Raw genomic sequence first — 19,067 nt, 5'->3', positions numbered from 1 at the left:
GCCCCGGGGCCCCGACCGCCCGGCGCCGCCGGGGACCCGCCCGCCCCTGCGGCGGGCGGGCGCCGGCGCCTCAGCCGAGCACGACCCGCCCGGTCTCGTCCACACGCCAGCCCGGGTTGTGCGCGATCTCCCACACCACGCCGTTGGGGTCCTGCACGTGGGCGTGGAAGATGCCGCCGAACGCGCCCGGCTGCGGGGTCTTGAGCACCCGCGCGCCCGCCCGTGCCATGGCCTCCACGGTCCGTTCGACCTCCTCGGGGCCGTCGACGTTGTGCGACAGCGTCATCCCCGACACCCCGGTCGTGCCGGGCGTGCGCCCCAGGTCGCGGTCGAACTTCTCCGCGTCGAACAGGCCCAGGACCTGCCCCGGCGCGACCTGGAAGAAGACGATTTCCCCGGGGACGTCCATGAGCGGTTCCCAGCCGAGCCCGTCCCGGTAGAACGCGCGGGCGGCGTCCAGGTCGGCCGTGGCCAGGGTGATGAAGTGGATCTGCTGTTTCACGGCGGCTCCGTCGCTGTACCCCGCCCCGGAAGGACCCGGGGCGGGCGGTGTCCTGCGGTCGGGACAACCTACCCGGGACCGGGGACACGCCGCCCGCAACCCCTCGGACACGGCGGGTCCGCGGCGGGCCGGGCACCAGGGAGGCCGGGACGCCCGGGACACCGGGCCCCGAGGGAGCCGGGGCGAACGGGGCGCCCGGGCCCGGGCGCCCCGGGGAATCCGGGACATGCGGGTCCCGGGCGCGTCCGCGGCTACAGCCCGTGCCTGCGGGCGACCATGCGCAGGACGAGCGAGCGCGGGAACAGCCGCCGCAGCGCGAAGACCACCGGGGCGTTGCTGCCCACCGCGTAGAACGGCCGGGGCGGGTCCGCCTCGACGGCGCGCACGACCGTCCGGGCCACCGCCCCCGGAGCGATCCCCGACGCCTCGTTGGCGTTGAGCGCCCTGAGCATGGTGCGGTACTCGGCCGCGAACGGCGACCCCTCCCGCAGGTACTGGGTCCGCCGTTCGCTGATGCCGGTGTTGATCGACCCCGGCTCGACCGTGGCCACCCCCACCCCGTACGGGGACACCTCGCGGCGCAGCGCGTTCGCGAACCCCTTGAGCGCTGCCTTGGAGGCCACGTAGGAGGACCGGTAGGCCAGCGGGAAGCTCGCCAGCATCGAACCCACCATCACCACGCGCCCGTACTCCCGGGCGCGCATCCCCGGCAGCAACAGCTGGGTGAGCCGCACCGCGCCGAACACGTTGATCCGGAACAACCGCTCCACCGCCTCCGGCGGCAGCTCCTCGAAGGGCCCGCTCTGACTCTCCCCGGCATTGTTGACCAGCACGTCCACGTCGCCCGCGGCGGCCGCGCACGCCTTGACCGACGCCCCGTCGGCCAGGTCCAGGGCCAGGTACTCCACGCCCGGGACCGGCTCGGCCACCGCCCCGGGGTCGCGGCTGGTCCCGTACACGCGGTAGCCGCGGCGGACCAGCTCCGCGGCGACGGCGGCGCCGATCCCCGACGACGCGCCCGTGACGAGCGCGGTCCGCGGGACGGTGGGACTGTTCATGGCGGTCCTTCCGGAGGGAGGGGCGGTGAGGCCGCGCTCGCGCCGCGCGTGGAAGCGATGATCGCACGCCTGTACGCGCCGGGCGCACCCCGCCCCGGGGCCCAGGCCGCCCGCGAACCGCCCGGTTCAGTCCCAGCGGTGCGGGTCGAACAGGTCCACGGCCAGATCCGTGCGCCCGTGCCGGGCGAGGTCGGCCAGCGCCTCCCCGACCGCGGAGGCGAACTTGTAGCCGTGCCCCGAGAAGCCCCCCGCCAGCACCAGTCCGGGCAGTTCGCGGCGCTGACCGATGACGAAGTGCTCGTCCGGCGTCATCGTGTACATGCACGACGCCATCCGCTCGGGGAGCGGGGCCACACCGCTCAGTCCGGCGGCCAGCCGTCCGAGCCGCCGCGCGTCGGCGGCGTCGGGCTCCCGCGGCCCCGCGTCGGGGTCGACCGGCTCGCCCCACTGGGCGCCCTCGCCCCTGTTCCCCGGGGCCTCGGTGTGCACCCCGATCTTGACGGTCCGCCCGCCGTCCATGCTGGGGAACCCGTACCACGTGCAGTCGTCCTCGTCCCGGGCGAACACGGGCCCGTGCGCGTGCGGGGACGGGTCCCGCGTGGTGCGGAACCAGCCCAGCACCCGCCGCTCCACCCGCAGGCCGCCGCCCAGCTCCGCCATCTCGGGCACCAGCCGCGGCAGCCAGGACCCTGCGGTGACGACCACCCGGCGGGCCCGGACCACGGTGTCCCCGACCACCACACGGGGGCGGTCCGGGTCGGGGACGACGCGGGTCGCCCGGGCTCCGGTGAGCACCCGCGCGCCCGCCTGCCGCGCGAGCCGCACGGCCGCCGTGATCGCGGCCTCGGGCAGGACCACACCGGCGTCCTCCTCGAAGACGCCCACCTCACCCGGGCGCAGCACGTGCTGGGGGAAGCGCTCGGCGACCTGGTCGCGGGAGAGCACCTGGTGGGGGAGGCCGTGGTGTTCGGCGGCGGCGACCGACCCGGTGACGGCGGGGCTGTCCGGCGCGCCGAGCATGAGGGCGCCGGTGCGCACCACGAGCCGGGTCCCGGAGGCCTCCTCCAGCTCCGACCACGCGCGCCAGGCCGACCGCACGAACGGCACGTAGGCGGCGCCCTCCATGTAGGCGGTGCGGATGATGCGGGACTCGCCGTGGCTGGAGCCCCGGTCGTGCCCGGGCGTGAACTGCTCGACCCCGATCACGTCCACACCACGCCGGGCCAGACGCCACAGGGCCTGCGCCCCCATGGCTCCCAGTCCGACCACGACGGTGTCGGTCTCCAGCGGTGCCGCCACGCGTTTCCCCCAAGTCCGGTGTCCGGGGCCGCGCCGCCCGGAGCTTCGTCCCATGATCCCAGGGCCCGCACATGGCGGACGCCCGCCCACCCCCGGGGGTGGACGGGCGCCCGGTCTCGGAAGGGAGCCGAGATCTGGGGGTGTTACTGGATGGGCGGGTAGGCGTTGGCCAGCAGCTCCTGGAACTGCGCGGAGAACCAGTGCCCCGAGATCGGCGCGTCGGGCAGCGCGCCGCTCATGTTGTAGCCGTTGCGCGGGTTGCCCTCATAGGTGGGGTCGCACATCCGGTCGAAGCCCTTGCCCTCGGGGTTCTCGATGAACTCACTGGACCCGTCGGACTCACCCGGAGGCTTCATCCACACGTAGGCGTCGATGCCCGCCTCCGGAGCGGTCTGGGGGCGCTCGCCCAGACCGGCTCCGGACTGGTTGCACCAGTTCCCGGACTGGATACGGCGGTCGTAGCGGCCCCCGTCCACGTAGGCGTTCACATCCGTGCTCGGCCCCGGCCCGTCCGGGCGGTCCGGCCCGCCCCACCCGTTACGGGAGGTGTCGATGAGCATCCCGATCCCGGAATCGAAGCCCTGGCCCACCAGCTCCTCACGCAACGCCTGGGAGAAGGACAACTCGTCGGTGAACTGGTTCCAGTCCACCCAGTCCGACTGGCGCACCGGCGTGCCCGCGATGGTCTCACCGATGGCGAAGTTGTCCTCCACCAGCGCCGAGTAGTTCGCGGTGTTGGCGATGAACCCGTGCACATCCTCCGGGCTGGCCCCGGCGGCGTTGGCCGCCTCAAAGAACAGCGCCGCCGAGGCGGTGAAGTTGTCCTGCCAACCGATCCACCCGTGGTGACCGGCGTCCACATAGTTGTAGACGTTGTCGATCGCGCCCAACTGCGCCAGGGCGTAGCCCACCCCCTCGACGTAGTTGCCGTTGGCCAGCATCTCGTCGCAGTTCTCGGTCGCGGTCTCGCGGGGGGAGACGTTGGTGACCAGGTTGGGCAGCGAGTCGATCTCGACCGTGGTCACCACCCGCAGTTCGGTGTCCTCGTAGTCGGCCAGGATCTCGGCGATCGGGTCGATGTAGTCGTTCTTGTACCGGTCGATCTCGTCCGGGCCCAGCTCGCCGTTGGAGGCCAACGCGGCGCAGTCACGGCCGGGCAGGTTGTAGATGACCACCTGGAACACCAACGGTTCACCATCGGCCTGCACCAGGGCCTCGTCCAGGTGATCGCGCAGACCCATGCTGCCGGTGGTGGGGCTGTCGTTGCCCTCGATGGCGCTGATGCGGTCCAGCCACACCCCGGTGGGCTCATCGGCCACGGCGTCCCCGCCGGGCTCAGCGGCGGCGTTGGCCGACCAGATCGGGTTGACGTAGACGTCAGCGCCCACGTACGGGTTGTCCACCCGACCGTCGTTGCCGGGCTCCTCGGGCTCCTCGGGCTCCTCCGGCTCTTCCGGTTCCTGCGGTTCCCCGACGTCACCGCTGCACAGCACGCCGTTGAGTTCGAAGGCCGTGGGCGCGGCGTTGCTTCCTGAGTAGGTTCCCTGGAAGCCGAAAGTGGCCGTGCCGTCGGTGGAGAGGGAGGCGTTGTGCCCGGCGTTGGTGGCCGAGACGCTCTGTCCGCTCTGGGTGACGGTGCCGTTCCAGGAGTTGGTGACCCGCTGGTTTCCGGCGAAGTCCCATTCCAGGGTCCAGCCGTTGACCGCGTCGCCGAGGTTGGTGATCTCCACGCTCGCGGTGAAGCCGGAGCCCCAGTCGTTGAGTTGGTAGTCGACCTCGCAACCGGCCGCGGCACTGGCGGGTACGGAGGAGGCGACCGCCAGGGTGCTGCCGAGCACCAGGGCGGAGGTCGCGGCCAGGCCGCGTCGTGTCCACGAACGCGGGTTCGTGGCACGGGGGGGTGTGCTCATCTCTTCTTTCCTTGTGGAAGCGGGTTGCCAGAAGGAGCCTTGGGAAGTGCCGGGCCGGTGATTTCGGGCCCGGCAGACGGGAGACGCGGACAATTCCCTGCGTTTATGGAGGTGAGCGCTGCATTCGCATGCCTTAGATCCGGGGTAAAGCTGAGCGAAAAGGACCGGAAGGGTTGGGAGCGCTCCCAGTCGGGATGAGCGGGGGTGTAGGGGGATGGGTGTGAACAGTGTGTGCGAGGGCGTTGCCGGTTTCCGCGACGGAGTGTTACGGGTCCGGAACGCTTTCCTGAACGGTAGCCCGACAATGGTGATATGTAAACACCATATGACCGGAGTATTTCTGGTACGCGGTTCACATGAGGGAAATGCGCAGGTGGTGACCTGATTCACAACCGGTCAGTAATAACCGGTGGTCGCCGGACGGACACGGTGGGCAGCCCCACCGCGGCGGCCGCGGCCCGGCCGCCGCGCCTCGCCGCAGCGGTGCGGGCGGGCGGCGGTGACGCCGGTGTCCCGCCCGGCGGGCGAGCTGGTGGCGCCGAAGGCGGCGGCCCCTGCCCCGAAGAGTGCGCCAAGGATTTTCCGCGCGCTCTGTTTCGGTTCGGCTCCGAGGGGTAGCATGCGCTATGGGAGCGCTCCCGTCGATCGGCTGACCAAGCCGAGAACGATGGAGAACGCAATGGAAAGCACGACCCCCCAAGCCGTCGAGACCACCGAGAGCACCGGGACCACCCGCCGGACCTGGGCCGCACGCGCGCTCGTCCTGGCCTCCGTGCCCCTGGTCGCCCTGACCACGATGGCCGCCCCCGCCTCCGCGCACGGCTCGATCGTGGACCCCGCCAGCCGCAACTACGGCTGCTGGGAGCGCTGGGGCAGCGACCACCTCAACCCGGACATGGCGCAGGAAGACCCCATGTGCTGGCAGGCGTGGCAGGACAACCCCAACGCCATGTGGAACTGGAACGGCCTGTACCGCGACAACGTGGGCGGCGACCACCAGGGCCAGATCCCCGACGGGACCCTGTGCAGCGGCGGCAACACCGAGGGCGGCCGCTACGACTCGATGGACGCGGTCGGCGCGTGGAAGACCACCGACGTCGGCGACGACTTCACCCTCCACCTGTACGACCAGGCCCAGCACGGCGCGGACTACTTCCGCGTCTACGTCACCGAGCAGGGCTTCGACCCGACCACCCAGGCCCTGGGCTGGGACGACCTCGAACTGGTCGAGGAGACCGGTTCCTACGCGCCGGCACTGGACAGCTACATCGACGTCAGCACCTCGGGCAGGTCCGGCCACCACATCGTGTTCACGATCTGGCAGGCCTCCCACATGGACCAGGTCTACTACCTGTGCAGTGACGTGAACTTCACCTGATCCCCACGACCAACAGACCGGCCGTCCGGACCCCTCCTCCGGACCGGGTCCGCCGGGACCTCCACCCCCGGCGGACCCGCGGCCGACAGCCGCGCGGCGGACACCGCTCACCGCCGCGCGGCGCCCCCGTGTCCCGTCCGCGCTCAGGCCTCCATGTAGCGCAGCACCGCCAGCACCCGACGGCTGTACCCCTTGGTGTCGCCCAGCTCCAGCTTGTCGAAGATGGCGTTGGCGTGCTTCTCCACCGCGCTCTGCGACACGAACAGCCGCGCCGCGATCGCCGAGTTGATGTGCCCCTGCGCCATCAGGGCCATGACGTCGCGCTCGCGCTCGGTCAGACGCCCCAGCGGGTCCCTGCGGCTGCTGCCCGCGAGCAGCTGGCGCACCACCTCCGGGTCGAAGGCCGCGCCTCCCCTGCCCACCCTGACCAGGGCGTCGAGGAACTCGTCCACCTCCACCACCCGGTCCTTGAGCAGGTAGCCCACGCCGGTGGTGTTCTCGCCGAACAGCCGGGTGGCGTACCGCTTCTCCACGTACTGGGACAGCACCAGCACACCCGTGTCGGGCCGCTCCCGGCGGATCCGCAGTGCGGCGCGCAACCCCTCGTCGGTGTGCGTGGGCGGCATGCGCACGTCCACCACGGCCACGTCGGGCGCCTCCTCGCGGACGGCCGCCAACAGGGCGTCGGCGTCCCCGACCGAGGCGAGCACCCGGTGCCCCTCGTCCTCCAGGAGCCGCACCAACCCCTCGCGCAGCAGTGCCGAGTCCTCGGCCAGCATCACCCGCACGGCAGCTCCGCCCTGACCGTCGTCGGCCCGCCCGCCGGGCTGTCCACCGACAGCCGGCCGTCGAGCGCCTCGACCCGGCTGGCCAGACCTGCCAGCCCCGTCCCCGCGGGGTCGGCCCCGCCCACCCCGTCGTCGCGCACCCGCACCACCACTGACCTCGCTCCTTCCTCGCCCTCCGCGCCGACCAGCACGCTGACCCGTCCGGCGCGCGCGTGCTTGACCGCGTTGGTCACCGACTCGGCGACCACGAAGTAGGCCGCCGTCTCCACGGTCGGCGGGCACGCGCCCTCCAGGCCGTACTCCAGGTCGATCGGCAGGCTCGACCGTCCGGCCAGGTCGTGCAGCGCGGCCCGCAGCCCCGACCCGGCCAGCGCGGCCGGGTAGACCCGCCAGGCGACCTCCTTCAGGTCCCGCAGGGCGTTGCGGGACTCCTCGTAGGCCTGCTCGACCAGTGCGCGCCCCCGCTCCGAACCCGGGTCGCGGCGGGCCCGGCCCAGCGCCATCCCCAGCAGCACCAGGCGCTGCTGGACGCCGTCGTGCAGGTCGCGTTCGATCCGGCGGCGCTCCTCGTCCACGGCGGCGACCACCCCCGCGCGGGTCGCGACCAGGACCCCGATCCGCTCCTCCATGAGGTCCTGGCGGCTGGGGCCGAGGAACCGCCGAGCCAGCCAGCGTTCCGTTCCCACCAGACCCACGGTTCCCTGAGCGCTCAGGTACATCAGGGCCAGGCCGATCGGCACGATCGCGGGGTCGTTGCCGTCGAGCACCTCCAGCGGTGACAGCGCCAGATAGAGCCCGGCGGCGAAGAAGGCCAGCACCAGCCCGCCGAAGAGCCCCACCGGGCAGCGCACCGCGAGGTAGGCCAGAGGGCGGGCCGCCTCGGGGCGCACGGTGATGTCGACGCCGAACAGGGCGGACAGGCGACCGCGCTCCAGGGAGACCAGCGGCCGTGCGGCCCCGTCCAGCGCCCGGCGCAGGGACGCGCGCGAGGCGGGACGGAGCAGGAGCGGCAGCGCTGGAACGGCGGCCGCGAGGACCGCCGCGAGGAAGAGGGCCTCGGCCAGCGCGGTCACCGCTCCGGCGGCGGCACCCGTCACGGCCCGGCCCCATGCGCGCGCCACCGCTGCCGGATGCGCGTTCCCGTGCGTCGTCACTCCCGTCCTCTCCGTTCGTCTGATCGCCGCCGCTTCGGGCCGTCCGTGCCTGGCAGCCCGAGTCCGGTGCCCGGGTCCGCTGGTGCGTGCCCGGCGCACGCCTTCGGCCGCACGCACGCGCGCGGGCCGGTGCCCTCGGAATCCGTGCTCGCGGAGAACAGGGAGGCCGCGGTCGGCGTCAGCGTCGACACTAGCCATCGCCCGGGTGCGCGGGTACTGCGGAACACCGCATTCCGGGGTGGGGGGTCGCGCCCCGAACCGGGCGGGACTCCCCATGGGCGCCGGGGCCGCGGTTCCCTAGCGTTGTGGTCGTGCCGGCCGGCCCAGACCCCCGTTCCCCGAGACGAAGGCCGAACCATGACCGAGCCCCCGACCCTCCCGCGCTACGCCTGGCTCCTCGCCGGTACCGCCCTGTCCCTCTTCGCGATGCAGGCCGCCTGGGACATCGCGCTGCTCGCGTGGGTCTATCCGGTCCTGCTGCTGCGCTTCACCCGCACCGGCCGACCGCTGCCCGCCCTCCTGGGGGTCCTCGCCGCCAGCACGGCGGCCGTGCTGGTCTGGCTGTGGCTGGCCGACCTGCTCTCCCCGCCGCTGGTGCTGCTCGCGCTGGCCCTGGCCCTGGCCGACGCGGCCCCCTACGCCGCCGACCGCCTCCTGTACCGGCGACTGGGGGAGCGCAGCCCGTGGCCGGTCAGCCTGGTCTTCCCGCTCACCACCGTGGCCGTGGAGTTCACGGTGGCCTCGGTGACCCCCTTCGGCACCATCCACGGGGTTCTGGGCGCCACCCAGGCGGACAACCTCCCGCTGATCCAGGTGTCCTCGGTGACCGGTGTGTACGGAGTGAGCTTCCTGGTGGCCTGGGCGTGCTCGGCGGCGGCGCTGCTGTGGGCGCGCGGCCTGACCGACCGCGCGGCCCGCACGGTGGCGGTGGTCTGTGCCGGAACGGTCGCGCTGGTCGCGGTCGCGGGCGGCGCCCGCCTGGTCTTCATGGCGCCCTCGGGCGACACCGTGCGCGTCGCCGGGGTGACCGCCTCGCAGGACGCCTGGGAGGAGCTGGTGCCGACCTTCCGGGAGTACGACTCGCTGGAGGCGCTGCGGGCCACCGATCCGGCCGTCCTGCGTGAACGCTTCGGCGTCGTCAACGACGAACTCCTGGCCAGCACCGCGAGGGAGGCGGCCGCGGGCGCCGAGGTCGTGGTGTGGCCCGAGTCGGCGGCCTTCACCCTGGAGGAGGACCGCGACCTGCTGGTGGCCGACATCCGGGAGGTGGCCCGGGACCACGGGGTGTACGTCAACGCCGGTATGTCGGTCTACACCGGGCGGGCTCCCCACATCCGCAACCAGATGCTCATGGTCGCCCCGGACGGCGAGGTCGCGTGGACCTACGACAAGAGCAGGCCGGTACCCGTCCTGGAGCCGTACGAGCCGGGGCCCGGCACGGTGCCCGTCGCGGACACGCCGGCGGGCAGGCTGGCCGTGGCCATCTGCTACGACGCCGACTTCCCGGGGCTGGTCCGCCAGGCGGGCGCGCGGGGCGCGGACGTCCTGCTGGTCGGCGCCAACACCTGGGAGGGGATCAAGGAGATGCACGCGCGCAACGCGGTGTTCCGCGCGGTGGAGAACGGCTCGGCCCTGTTCCGGCAGGCGAGCCGCGGCCGGGCCAACGCCACCGACCACCAGGGGCGGGTGCTGGCGACGACCGACTACTTCACCACCGGGCAGCAGACCATGGTCGCCATGGTGCCCCGGGAGGGGGTGACCACGGTCTACTCCCGGATCGGGGACGCCTTCGCCTGGACGTGCGTCGCCGCCCTGGCCGCGCTCACCGTGCTCTCGGCGGCCCGGCCGCGCCGGGAGTGAGCCGAGGGTTGCGGACCCGAGAGGGCGACCGCGGTCCTCGCGCTCGTGGAGGGCTCAAAGGCGGTTCCCGGGCGGGTGCCGGAAACGGGCTCCGCACGGCCGCCCGGACCGGCTGTTCCCCGGCTGACGGGACGGGACGCGACGGCTTCGCGACGCGCGAACGGCCCGCCCGGGGCACGGGTGCTCCGGGCGGGCCGCTCCCTCCCTGCCGGAGCCGGGAGGTAGGTCAGTTGTTGCCGAAGAAGTGGTCGGCGGCGGCGCCGCCCGGGTCCTCCGCGATACCGCTCACGGTGTCCACCTGGTCCTGGAAGCCGCCGACCGCCTCGGTGGCGCTGTCCTGGAAACCGCCCACGGCTTCCTCGCCGTAGGCCTGGGCGCCCTCGGCGAAGCCGCCCACGGCCTCTTCACCGTAGGCCTGGGCGCCCTCGGCGAAGCCGCCGACGGCCTCCTCGCCGTAGGCCTGCGCGGCCTCTCCGGCACCGCCCAGGGTCTCGCCGACCCCGCCCACGGCCTCGCCGACCCCGCCCACGGCCTCGCCGACCCCGCCCACGGCGTCGGACACTCCCTGGGCTGCTTCCTCGGCTGCTCCGCCGAAGAGGTTGCTCAACCAGTCCATCACGTCGCGCACATCCTTATCTCAGGTCCGTGGGGGCCGATCCGTCTATGTCTACCCGGTCCGGGTAAACTCTCAGTAAGGGACGGACGCGCAGAGTGATCCCACGGGGTCACAAAGCGACTCGTGCGCCGTTCCCTTTCCCGGGAACCGCTGGTCAGCGCGTGAGGTCTCCGTCCGAAGCGACGGGGGACGATTCCACAAGAACTCCGGTGGTGTCCACGATCACACCACCAGTGCCCTCCTGCCACTCCGGTGACCGTGCGCAAATCCCCTTTCCGGACTGCCGGAACACCCGGCCAGGGCGGCGACCGTGCCACACGGGGGTATCGCGGTCGGAACCCGGCCGCGTCCCGGCGGAGAATGGGCCGCATGGCCGACACGAGTGCGCGGATGCTGCGCCTGCTCTCCCTGCTCCAGACCGGCAGGTCCTGGCCCGGCGCGGACCTGGCCGCGGCCCTGGAGACCAGCCCGCGATCGCTGCGCCGCGACATCGACCGGCTGCGCGAACTGGGCTACGCGGTGGAGAGCCTCCGCGGCCCCGGCGGCCACTACCGGCTGGTCGCGGGCCGCGCGGTGCCGCCCCTGCTCATGGAGGACGACGAGGTCGTGGCCGCCGCCCTGGGTCTGCGGATCGTCGCCGCCGGGCTCGGTGGAGTGGAAGACGTGGAGGAGAGCGCGGAACGGGCCCTGGCCCGGTTCGGTCGGGTGCTGCCCTCACGCCTGGCCCGACGGGCGAAAGCGCTGGCCGCGGCGGTCGAACCGGAGCAGCGGGTGTGGCCGGGCGTGCGGACACGGGTCCTCACCGACCTGGGCGAGGCCGTCGCGGACGGGCACTGGGTCCGGATGCTCCACCGCGGCGGCGACGGCCGCGAGCTGCGCCGCAGGGTGGACCCGTACCGGCTGGTCCTGTCCGGACGGCGCTGGTACCTGTTCGCCTGGGACCGCGAGCGCGACGACTGGCGGACCTTTCGACTCGACCGGATCACCGGGGTCACCCCCACGAGGGCGCCCTTCACCCGCCGGGAGCTGCCCGGGGAACCGCTGGCCGACCACCTGGAGCGGAACTTCGGAGCAGGGCAGGCCCGGCACACGGTGTCGGTCCTGTTCGACGCGTCGGCCGGGGAGGTGGCGGCGCGGATCTCCCGGATCGACGGCGACCTGGAGGCGGTCGGCCCCGACAGGGCGCGCTACACCGCCCGCGTGGACTCCCACGAATGGCTCGCGGTCGTCCTCGCGCTCACCGGCCTGCCCTTCACGGTCGAGGGCCCGCCGGAGTTCGCCCGCCACACCGCGGCGCTCGCCGACCGCCTCCACCGGTCCGTGGGCGGAACCGGCTGAGAGCCGCGCCGTGCCCGGACGCCGGGCGTCGAAGCCCTCCCGGGCACCCGGCGTCCGGGGGCGTGCTCAGGGGACGATGGAGTCGACGTACCCGCCGTCCACCCGCACCGCGGCCCCCGTGGTGGCCGAGGCCAGCGGCGAACTCAGGTAGGCGACCATGTTGGCGATCTCCTCGGGTTCGATCAGCCGCTGCAGGAGCGACTGCGGCCGGTGCAGGCGCATGAACTCCCGCTGCGCCTCCTCCCAGGGCAGGTTCCGGTCGACGAGCTGGTAGACGAAGTCCTCCACACCGCCGGTGTGGGTGGGACCGGCGATCACCGAGTTGACGGTCACCCCCGTGCCCGCGGCCTCCTTGGCGAACCCCCGCGAGACCGCGAGCAGCGCCGTCTTGGACATGCCGTAGTGGATCATCTCGGCCGGGATCACCACCGCCGAGTCGCTGGCGATGTTGAGCACCCGGCCCCACCCGCGTTCCGTCATCCCGGGCAGGAACTCCCGGGTCAGGCGCACGGCGGAGAGCACGTTGACCTCGAAGTAGCGACGCCACTCCTCGTCGGAGATGTCGAGCGCGTCCTGCGCCCCGAAGATCCCGAGGTTGTTGACCAGCACGTCGAGCCGGGGGAGCAGCTCGCGGAGCCGGTCGACGCCCTCCTCGGTGGTCACGTCGGCGGTCGCGGCCACCGGCGCGGCCCCGGGCACCCGCTCGGCGATCGCCTCCACCGCGCGGGCCACCTTCTCCTCGCTGCGCCCGTTGACCGCCACCGTCGCCCCGGCGCGCGCCAGCGCCGTGGCGATGGCCAGGCCGATGCCCTGGGTCGAACCGGTCACCAGGGCCGTGCGTGTACGCAGATCGATTTCCATGGGGTCACGCTACGTCGCGCCGCGCCCGCCGCCCAACGCGACCCGTCGCCCGGGCCCCGGAGGTGGGGGCCGCCCCACCACCGGACCTCCGTCCAGGCCCAGTGACGCGGACCGGCCCCCGTGTTTGGCTCTTCCTCGGGGCCCGGACAGGGAACCGAACCCCCTCCACACGACGAGACGAGCGGAGTTCGCCATGGACGGGCACGTCCGGAACCGGACCGGAGCCGACGCCGCACCCCACGCGCTGCGGGCGACCGGACTGACCAGGACCCACAGGCGGGGCGGCGTTCCCGTCCACGCGCTGGCCGGGGTGGACGCGGCCTTCCCCCGGGGAGGGTTCACGGCGGTCATGGGCCCCTCCGGCTCGGGCAAGAGCACGCTCCTGCACTGCCTGGCGGGGCTGGACCGCCCCGACGCGGGCACGGTGACGGTGGAGGGCCGACCGATCACCGGACTCACCGAACCGGCCCTGACCCGGCTGCGCGCACGGGCGTTCGGGTTCGTCTTCCAGTCGTTCAACCTCCTCCCGTCGCTCACCGCCGGGGAGAACATCACCATCGGCCAGTGCCTGTCCGGCCTGCCCCGGGACCAGGCGTGGCACGACCACCTCGTGGACTCGCTCGGCCTGACCGACCGCCTCGACCACCGGCCCTCCGAACTCTCCGGGGGCCAGCAGCAGCGCGTCGCCGTCGCCCGCGCCCTGGTGCACCGGCCGAGCGTGCTCCTGGCCGACGAACCCACCGGCAACCTCGACTCACGCTCCGGGGCCGGTGTCCTGGAAGCGCTGCGCCGGGCCGCCTCCGACCACGGGCAGACCGTCGTCATGGTCACCCACGACCCCGTCGCCGCCGCCCGCGCCGACCGCGTGCTCATGCTGCGCGACGGCCTCGTCCAGGGGGAGCTGGCCGACCCCACCGCGGACTCCGTCCTGGCCTGGATCCGGCGTCTGGAGGAGCGGTGAACCGCCCGACGCACCACGGCGCGCCGCCCGGGGCGGTAGCCGTGGCCCCGCCCACGACGCCGCCCACCATGTCACCCGGGGCGCCGACCGGTCGGACGCCCTGCCCGGACCGTCTCGAAGAGGACCCGCGCCACCACGGGGCGGACCCTGGCGGCGGGGGAGGCGGTGCCGCGTGATGCGGATGGTTCTGCGCGGCGCCGCCGACCGCGCGCGCCAGCTGGCCCTGTCGGTCCTGACCGTGGCCCTGGGCGCCGGGCTGGCCACGGCCGTCCTCGCCCTGCAGGACTCGGCCGAACGGGTGGCCGCCGAAGGGGCCGGGGCGTCCTGGACGCTGTCGCTGGCGCCGGTCGTGGTGACGGCCGTCCCCGAGGAGGCCGCGGCCGGGGTCACTGCCTCCCCGCTGGGGGAACCGCCCCGGCTGGACCCGCGGACCGTGGCGGAACTGGAACGCCTCCCCGGCGTGCGCCGGACGGCGGTCGAGGCGCCCTTCTCCGCCTACGTGGTCACCTCCGACCGCACGCTCGGCGGCCACGCCGACCGCTCCTTCGGCCACTCCTGGGCGCTCGCCGAGGCCGAGGGGCTCACCCCCGCCGCCGGACGGGCCCCCGAGAGCGGGAACGAGGTGGTCATCGACACCCGCACCGCCGCCGACGCCGGGCTCGCCCCCGGCGACCGCGCGCGGGTCCTGACCTCCGACGGGATCGCCGACGTGCTGGTCACCGGAACCGTCGAGCGCGGCGGCGCCCCGGACCGGGCCCTGTTCTTCCCGCCCGCCGAGGCCGCGCGGCGGGGCGGCGACCCGGTCGTGGCCGCGCTCTGGCCCGGGGAGGGAACCGGCCCCGAACGGCTGGCCGGGGCGGTCGAGGAGGCCGCGCCCGGCGTCCGGGGCCTCACCGGGGACGAACGCGCCACGGCGCTCGCACTGGACGGGCACAACCGGGACCTGGCCTCGGGCATGGGCCGGTTCCTGGGCACCATGGCAGCACTGGCGCTGGCGGTGGCCGCCGTCACGGTCGCGGGCCTGCTCTCCCTGAGCGTGCGCGACCGCGCCCGGGAGTTCGCTCTCCTGCGCCTGGCCGGGGCCCGGCCGGGGCTGGTGCGCCGACTCGTCGTCGGGGAGGCCCTGGTCCTGGGGTGCGTGGCCGCCGTGCTCTCCTGCTTCGTGGGTTCGGCGCTGGCGCTGCTCCTGGCCAGGATCTTCGCGACGCTTGGGACGATGCCGGACGGGTTCGAACTGCTCCTGGGCCGGCCCGCGCTCGCGGCGGGCGCGGCGCTGGCCCTGGCCGTGCCGCTGGCGGCCTCCTTGCGCCCCGCGCTCACCGCGGGCCGGATCGCGCCCGTGGAGGCGATGCGCGCGGCGCAGGCCGAACCCGTCCCCTTCTCCCGTGCCCGCCCGGTGCTCGGGGCCGTGGCCCTGTGCGGCGCGGCGGCCCTGTTCGCGACGGCCTGGGGCCTGGCCGGAACCGTGGTGGCGGTGACCGCCGCCGTCTCCGCCGCGCTGGTCCTCGTCGCCGCCGCGGTCCTGCTCTCGCCGGTGCTGGTCCACGCGGCGCTGCTCATGCTGCGCCCGCTCACCCGCGGGAGCGCCGCCTCCCTGGTCGCCGACCGGGAGGCACGCGCCGACGTCCGCCGGGTGGCGGGCGTCATGACGCCCCTGCTGGTGACGACGGCGGTCGCCTGCCTGCTGCTCTTCCAGGAGACGACCACCACCGAGGCCCGCCTGCGCGCCTACGGCGAGCGCCTGGCCGCCGACCTGGTGGTGACCGGGGCCCTGGGCGTGGGACTGCCCGCGTCCGCGGTCGAGGCCGCCGAGGACGTGCCCGGGGTCGCCGCGGCCGGGGGCTACCGGCAGACGGTCACCTCCGCGGGCGGGCCGTACCTGACCACCCACCTGGTCGAACCCGAGGCGGTGCCGCGGATCCACGACCTGGCGGTGGAGGACGGCGCGTGGGAGGACTTCGGTACCGGCGGCGTCGCCGTGCGCGCCGACACCGCCCGGAGCCGGGGGTGGCGCGCGGGGCGGACCGTGGAGCTGCTCGGCCCCGACGGCACCGCGTTCACGGCCCGGGTGTCGGTCCTGTACCGGGCCGGGCTCGACTTCCCCGACGTCCTGCTACCCGAGGAGGCCGTCGCGCCCCGCATGCTCGACACCCTGCACAACGGCCTGTACGTGGTGCTCGACCCCTCGGCCGACGCCGGGAGGACGGCCGCCCTGCTGGAGGAGGCGATCGACGCCGGGCCCGAGCTCCGGGTCGCCGACCGCGCCGGGCACATCGCGGACCAGGCCCGGATCGGCCAGCAGGACGCGTGGATCACCCACCTCATGGTGGCCCTGGTGGCGGGCTTCGCCGGGGTGAGCGCGGTCAACGCCCTCGTCGTCTCCGTGTCGGCCCGCGCGCGCAGCTTCGCCCTGCTGCGCCTGGTGGGGGCCTCGCGGTCCCAGGTCGCCGGGATGGTCGCGGGAGAGGCCCTGGCGGTGTCGCTGGCGGGGGTGGCGCTGGGCACCGCCACGGCGCTGACCGGGGTGGCCGCCGTGGGGCACGCCCTCGTCGGCGGCGGAGCGGTGGTGCTCGCCGTCCCCCTGGACCAGTACCTGCCGCTGGCCGGTGCCGTCGTGGGCATCGGGCTGCTCGCGAGCCTGGTCCCGGCCGTCGCGGCCCTGCGCGCCCGCCCGCTGCACGCCGCCGGGTGAGCGGCAGCGGGGCCCGGCGCTCACCGGGCCCCGCGACGGTCATGGGCGGGCGCTGCACCCGGGAGCGCGGCGCCCGCCCACAGCCTCAGTGGTCGACCGGCAGGTCCTGCGGAGCGGTCGCCCACTCCGTGTTCGGCTCGCTGACCAGCACGTGCGTGATGCGCCCGCCCTCGCTGAGGAAGGACTCCGGCAGCCAGGAACGCGTGTGCTCCCGCCCGTCCAGGCGCACCGAACCGATGTAGGTCGCGTCCGGCCCGGCGTTCGGGGCGACCACGGTGATCGGCTCGCGCCCGCTCGGCGCGATCCTGGCGTAGGAGAACACCGGGGCCGACAGCAGCAGCTCGCCGCGCCCCGGCGCCTGCGGGAACAGTCCCAGGGCCGAGAACACGTACCAGGCCGACATCGTGCCCAGGTCGTCGTTGCCGGGCAGGCCGCCCGGCCCGGTCCCGTACTGGGTGTCCACGATCTCGCGCACCGTCTCCTGGGTCTTCCAGGGCTGCCCGAGCGCGTTGTACATCCACGGCGCGTGGATGCCCGGCTCGTTGGTGGGGTCGTAGCGCAGCGGGTCGCCGCCGCCCACCGACCACGCGCCGTCGGGGGCGCGGAAGAACCCGTCCAGGCGCTCGGCCGCGGTCTCCCGGCCGCCCATCGCCTCGGCCAGGCCGCCGACGTCGTGCGGCACCATCCACGTGTAGGTCGCGCTCGTGCCCTGCGCGAACCCGGTGTCGCGCCCGGGGTCGAAGGGCGTCACCCAGGACCCGTCGGCGTCGCGCGCCTGCGCGTAGCCCGCCTCCGGCGTGGCCCCGGGGTTGTAGACGTTGCGCCAGTACCCGCCGCGCTCGGCGAACACCGCGGCGTCGTCCCCGCGCCCCAGGCGCTCCGCCCACTGGGCGAGCGCGTTGTCGGCCACGGAGGCCTCCAGCGTCTCCGCGGCCCCGCCCCAGCAGTGGCAGTCGTCCTGCGGCGCGTAGTGGAGTTCGAGGTAGCGCTCCAGGTTCGGGCGCTGGCCCTCGCACTGGCCCGGGCACCCGGCGTCGGACAGCCCGTCGGGGTGCGGCTCGGTGGCCTGGGTCCGCAGGGACTCGTAGGCGGCCTCGGCGTCGAACCCGTCCACGCCCATCGCGGCGAACGTCGCCAGCGTCGCGGCCGAGGGGTCGCCCGTCATCACGTGCGTGGGCCCGTTGATGTGCACCCAGCGGTCCCACACGCCGCCGTTCTGCTCGGAGAAGTTGAGCAGGGACTGCGCGAAGTCCCCGGCCACCCCGGGCTCCAGCAGCGCGAGCAACTGGATCTGCGCGCGGTACTGGTCCCAGCCGGAGAAGTTCGTGTACTGGGCGCCCTGTCCGTCCGCCACGCGGTGCGCCTCGCCGTCCATGCCCGGGTAGCGGCCGTCGACGTCGCTCACCAGGTTGGGCTGGAGCAGGGAGTGGTACAGCGCCGTGTAGAAGGCGGTGCGCTGGTCCCCGGTGCCGCCGCCGACCCTGATCGTGCGCAGGCGCCGGTTCCAGGCCTCGCGCGCCGACGCGGCCACCGCGTCCACGCTCTGCCCGGGGTCGATCTCGGCGTCCAGGTTCTCCTCGGCGTTCTTCGCGCTGACGTAGGAGATGCCCACGCGCACGCCCACGTCGGAACCCTCGGGGAAGGAGACGTAGCCGCCCGAGCCCCGGCCCCGCCGCTGGTCGCGGTCGTAGCCCTCGCCGCCGGAGGCGGTGGTGGCCCCCGGCTTCAGCTCGCCGTCCTCCCACGTGCCCACCTCGGTGAAGGGGGTGTCGAAGTGCGCGGTGAAGTGCAGCCGGTAGTAGGAGTTGCGGTTGTTCTCGCCGCCGTTGGCGCGCTGTCCGCAGAAGGCGCCGGTGAGCACCGAACCGCTCACCGTGCGGGCCTCCTCGTCGATGCTGACGTCGGCCTCCTCGCTGCCGTTGAGCGAGTTGGAGGTGCGGAAGAGCAGGCTGGCCGGGGTGTCCGAGGGGAAGTCGAACTCCCCGGCGCCGGCCCGGTCGGTGACGCTCAGGTCCGTGCGCACCCCGTTCTCCAGGGTCACGGTGTAGCGACCGGGGGAGGCGGACTCGTCGGCGTGGTCGAAGTCGCTCGCGTACACCTCGTCGCGGGTGTCGGCGCTGGGCGACGACTCCACGGGCACGGTGACCGGCATGATCGGCACGTCCCCGGCGGCCCCGGGGTGGCACCCGGCACCGTTGACGTGGGTCAGGGCGAAGCCCCGCACCCGCGTGACGTCGTAGGAGTAGCCGTTGGCCGCGCCGGTGTCGGTCTGGTCCCCGCGGGTGGTGGTCGGGCTCCAGGAGATCATCCCGAACGGCCGGACCGCGCCGGGGTAGGTGTTGCCGCCGTTGGTGGAGCCGATGAACGGGTCCACGTAGTCGACGGGCGAGGCGACGGCCCGGGCCGTGTCGGCCGGGAGCGGCGAGGCAGAGGCCGCCGGGGCGGGGGAGAGCAGGGCGGCGGCGACGGCGAGGGCGAGCAGCGGGGGTAGGAGACGGGGGGAGCGTGGAGGGAGGGTCATCCTCTGCGGTCCTTAGCGGGGGAGCGAACGGTCCCGGCGAGTCTGGCCCAGCGGTGCGGGCCGTGGCCAGGTCCGGGCGGGGGAGTTGGCGTGTTCTTCGCCGGTCCGTCGCCGTGGTGTCACGGACCG

General features: G+C 74.2%; 14 protein-coding genes. 5 read left to right on the top strand and 9 right to left on the bottom strand.

The genetic code is table 11. The features are described 5' to 3' along the window. Positions 1 to 70 precede the first annotated feature (70 nt). The 4 genes from PV789_RS22285 to PV789_RS22270 form a co-directional block, all read right to left on the bottom strand. Positions 71 to 502: a VOC family protein gene (locus PV789_RS22285; RefSeq protein WP_274974395.1), complete on the bottom strand. Its 432-nt coding sequence runs from the start codon at positions 500 to 502 to the stop codon at positions 71 to 73. A gap of 251 nt (positions 503 to 753) precedes the next feature. After that, on the bottom strand, positions 754 to 1,560 hold the full coding sequence (locus PV789_RS22280; protein ID WP_274974394.1) for an SDR family oxidoreductase: 807 nt from the start codon (positions 1,558 to 1,560) through the stop codon (positions 754 to 756). 126 nt (positions 1,561 to 1,686) lie between these two features. Next, positions 1,687 to 2,859 carry an N-methyl-L-tryptophan oxidase gene (solA, locus tag PV789_RS22275; RefSeq protein ID WP_274974393.1) on the bottom strand — a complete coding sequence of 391 codons (1,173 nt, stop codon included), beginning with the start codon at positions 2,857 to 2,859 and terminating at the stop codon, positions 1,687 to 1,689. A 143-nt stretch (positions 2,860 to 3,002) separates the two neighbouring features. Then, positions 3,003 to 4,769: a glycoside hydrolase family 6 protein gene (locus PV789_RS22270; RefSeq protein ID WP_274974392.1), complete on the bottom strand. Its 1,767-nt coding sequence runs from the start codon at positions 4,767 to 4,769 to the stop codon at positions 3,003 to 3,005. A gap of 679 nt (positions 4,770 to 5,448) precedes the next feature. Here PV789_RS22270 and PV789_RS22265 point away from each other — a divergent pair. After that, the gene (locus PV789_RS22265; RefSeq protein ID WP_274974391.1) at positions 5,449 to 6,147 is read left to right on the top strand and encodes a lytic polysaccharide monooxygenase auxiliary activity family 9 protein; all 699 of its coding nucleotides are present in this window, start codon (positions 5,449 to 5,451) and stop codon (positions 6,145 to 6,147) included. Between the two features lie 143 nt (positions 6,148 to 6,290). Here PV789_RS22265 and PV789_RS22260 read toward each other — a convergent pair whose 3' ends face one another. Both PV789_RS22260 and PV789_RS22255 read right to left on the bottom strand, forming a co-directional pair. Next, positions 6,291 to 6,935: a response regulator transcription factor gene (locus PV789_RS22260; RefSeq protein WP_274974390.1), complete on the bottom strand. Its 645-nt coding sequence runs from the start codon at positions 6,933 to 6,935 to the stop codon at positions 6,291 to 6,293. Further along, positions 6,926 to 8,032, bottom strand: a complete 1,107-nt coding sequence (locus PV789_RS22255) for a sensor histidine kinase (protein WP_274974389.1) — start codon at positions 8,030 to 8,032, stop codon at positions 6,926 to 6,928. Before PV789_RS22255 ends, PV789_RS22260 begins: the two co-directional genes overlap by 10 nt. Positions 8,033 to 8,446: 414 nt before the next feature. Here PV789_RS22255 and PV789_RS22250 point away from each other — a divergent pair, with 414 nt between their 5' ends. After that, a complete protein-coding gene (locus tag PV789_RS22250) occupies positions 8,447 to 9,949 on the top strand; it encodes a nitrilase-related carbon-nitrogen hydrolase (RefSeq protein WP_274974388.1) in 1,503 nt (500 codons plus the stop codon). Positions 9,950 to 10,175: 226 nt separating this feature from the next. Here PV789_RS22250 and PV789_RS22245 read toward each other — a convergent pair whose 3' ends face one another. Next, positions 10,176 to 10,565: a hypothetical protein gene (locus tag PV789_RS22245; RefSeq protein ID WP_498049387.1), complete on the bottom strand. Its 390-nt coding sequence runs from the start codon at positions 10,563 to 10,565 to the stop codon at positions 10,176 to 10,178. 369 nt (positions 10,566 to 10,934) lie between these two features. On the opposite strand from PV789_RS22245, the gene PV789_RS22240 reads away from it, so the two are divergent. Then, positions 10,935 to 11,903, top strand: coding sequence for a helix-turn-helix transcriptional regulator (locus tag PV789_RS22240; protein WP_274974386.1), 969 nt, complete (start codon positions 10,935 to 10,937; stop codon positions 11,901 to 11,903). 66 nt (positions 11,904 to 11,969) lie between these two features. Here the strand turns inward: PV789_RS22240 and PV789_RS22235 are convergent, their stop codons facing one another. Then, positions 11,970 to 12,764, bottom strand: coding sequence for an SDR family NAD(P)-dependent oxidoreductase (locus PV789_RS22235; RefSeq protein WP_274974385.1), 795 nt, complete (start codon positions 12,762 to 12,764; stop codon positions 11,970 to 11,972). 193 nt (positions 12,765 to 12,957) lie between these two features. On the opposite strand from PV789_RS22235, the gene PV789_RS22230 reads away from it, so the two are divergent. Together PV789_RS22230 and PV789_RS22225 are read left to right on the top strand one after the other, a co-directional pair. Next, the gene (locus PV789_RS22230; RefSeq protein WP_274974384.1) at positions 12,958 to 13,725 is read left to right on the top strand and encodes an ABC transporter ATP-binding protein; all 768 of its coding nucleotides are present in this window, start codon (positions 12,958 to 12,960) and stop codon (positions 13,723 to 13,725) included. Between the two features lie 175 nt (positions 13,726 to 13,900). Further along, positions 13,901 to 16,417, top strand: coding sequence for an ABC transporter permease (locus PV789_RS22225; protein WP_274978212.1), 2,517 nt, complete (start codon positions 13,901 to 13,903; stop codon positions 16,415 to 16,417). A gap of 85 nt (positions 16,418 to 16,502) precedes the next feature. Here the strand turns inward: PV789_RS22225 and PV789_RS22220 are convergent, their stop codons facing one another. Continuing rightward, entirely contained in the window at positions 16,503 to 18,938 is a 2,436-nt protein-coding gene (locus PV789_RS22220) for a GH92 family glycosyl hydrolase (protein WP_274974383.1), read from the bottom strand. Between the last annotated feature and the right edge of the window lie 129 nt (positions 18,939 to 19,067).

Source organism: Nocardiopsis camelliae (assembly GCF_028993595.1).
GTDB lineage: Bacteria > Actinomycetota > Actinomycetes > Streptosporangiales > Streptosporangiaceae > Nocardiopsis > Nocardiopsis dassonvillei.
Note: the sequence above shows the minus strand (reverse complement) of the source record. Positions and strands in the feature narration are given on the sequence as shown.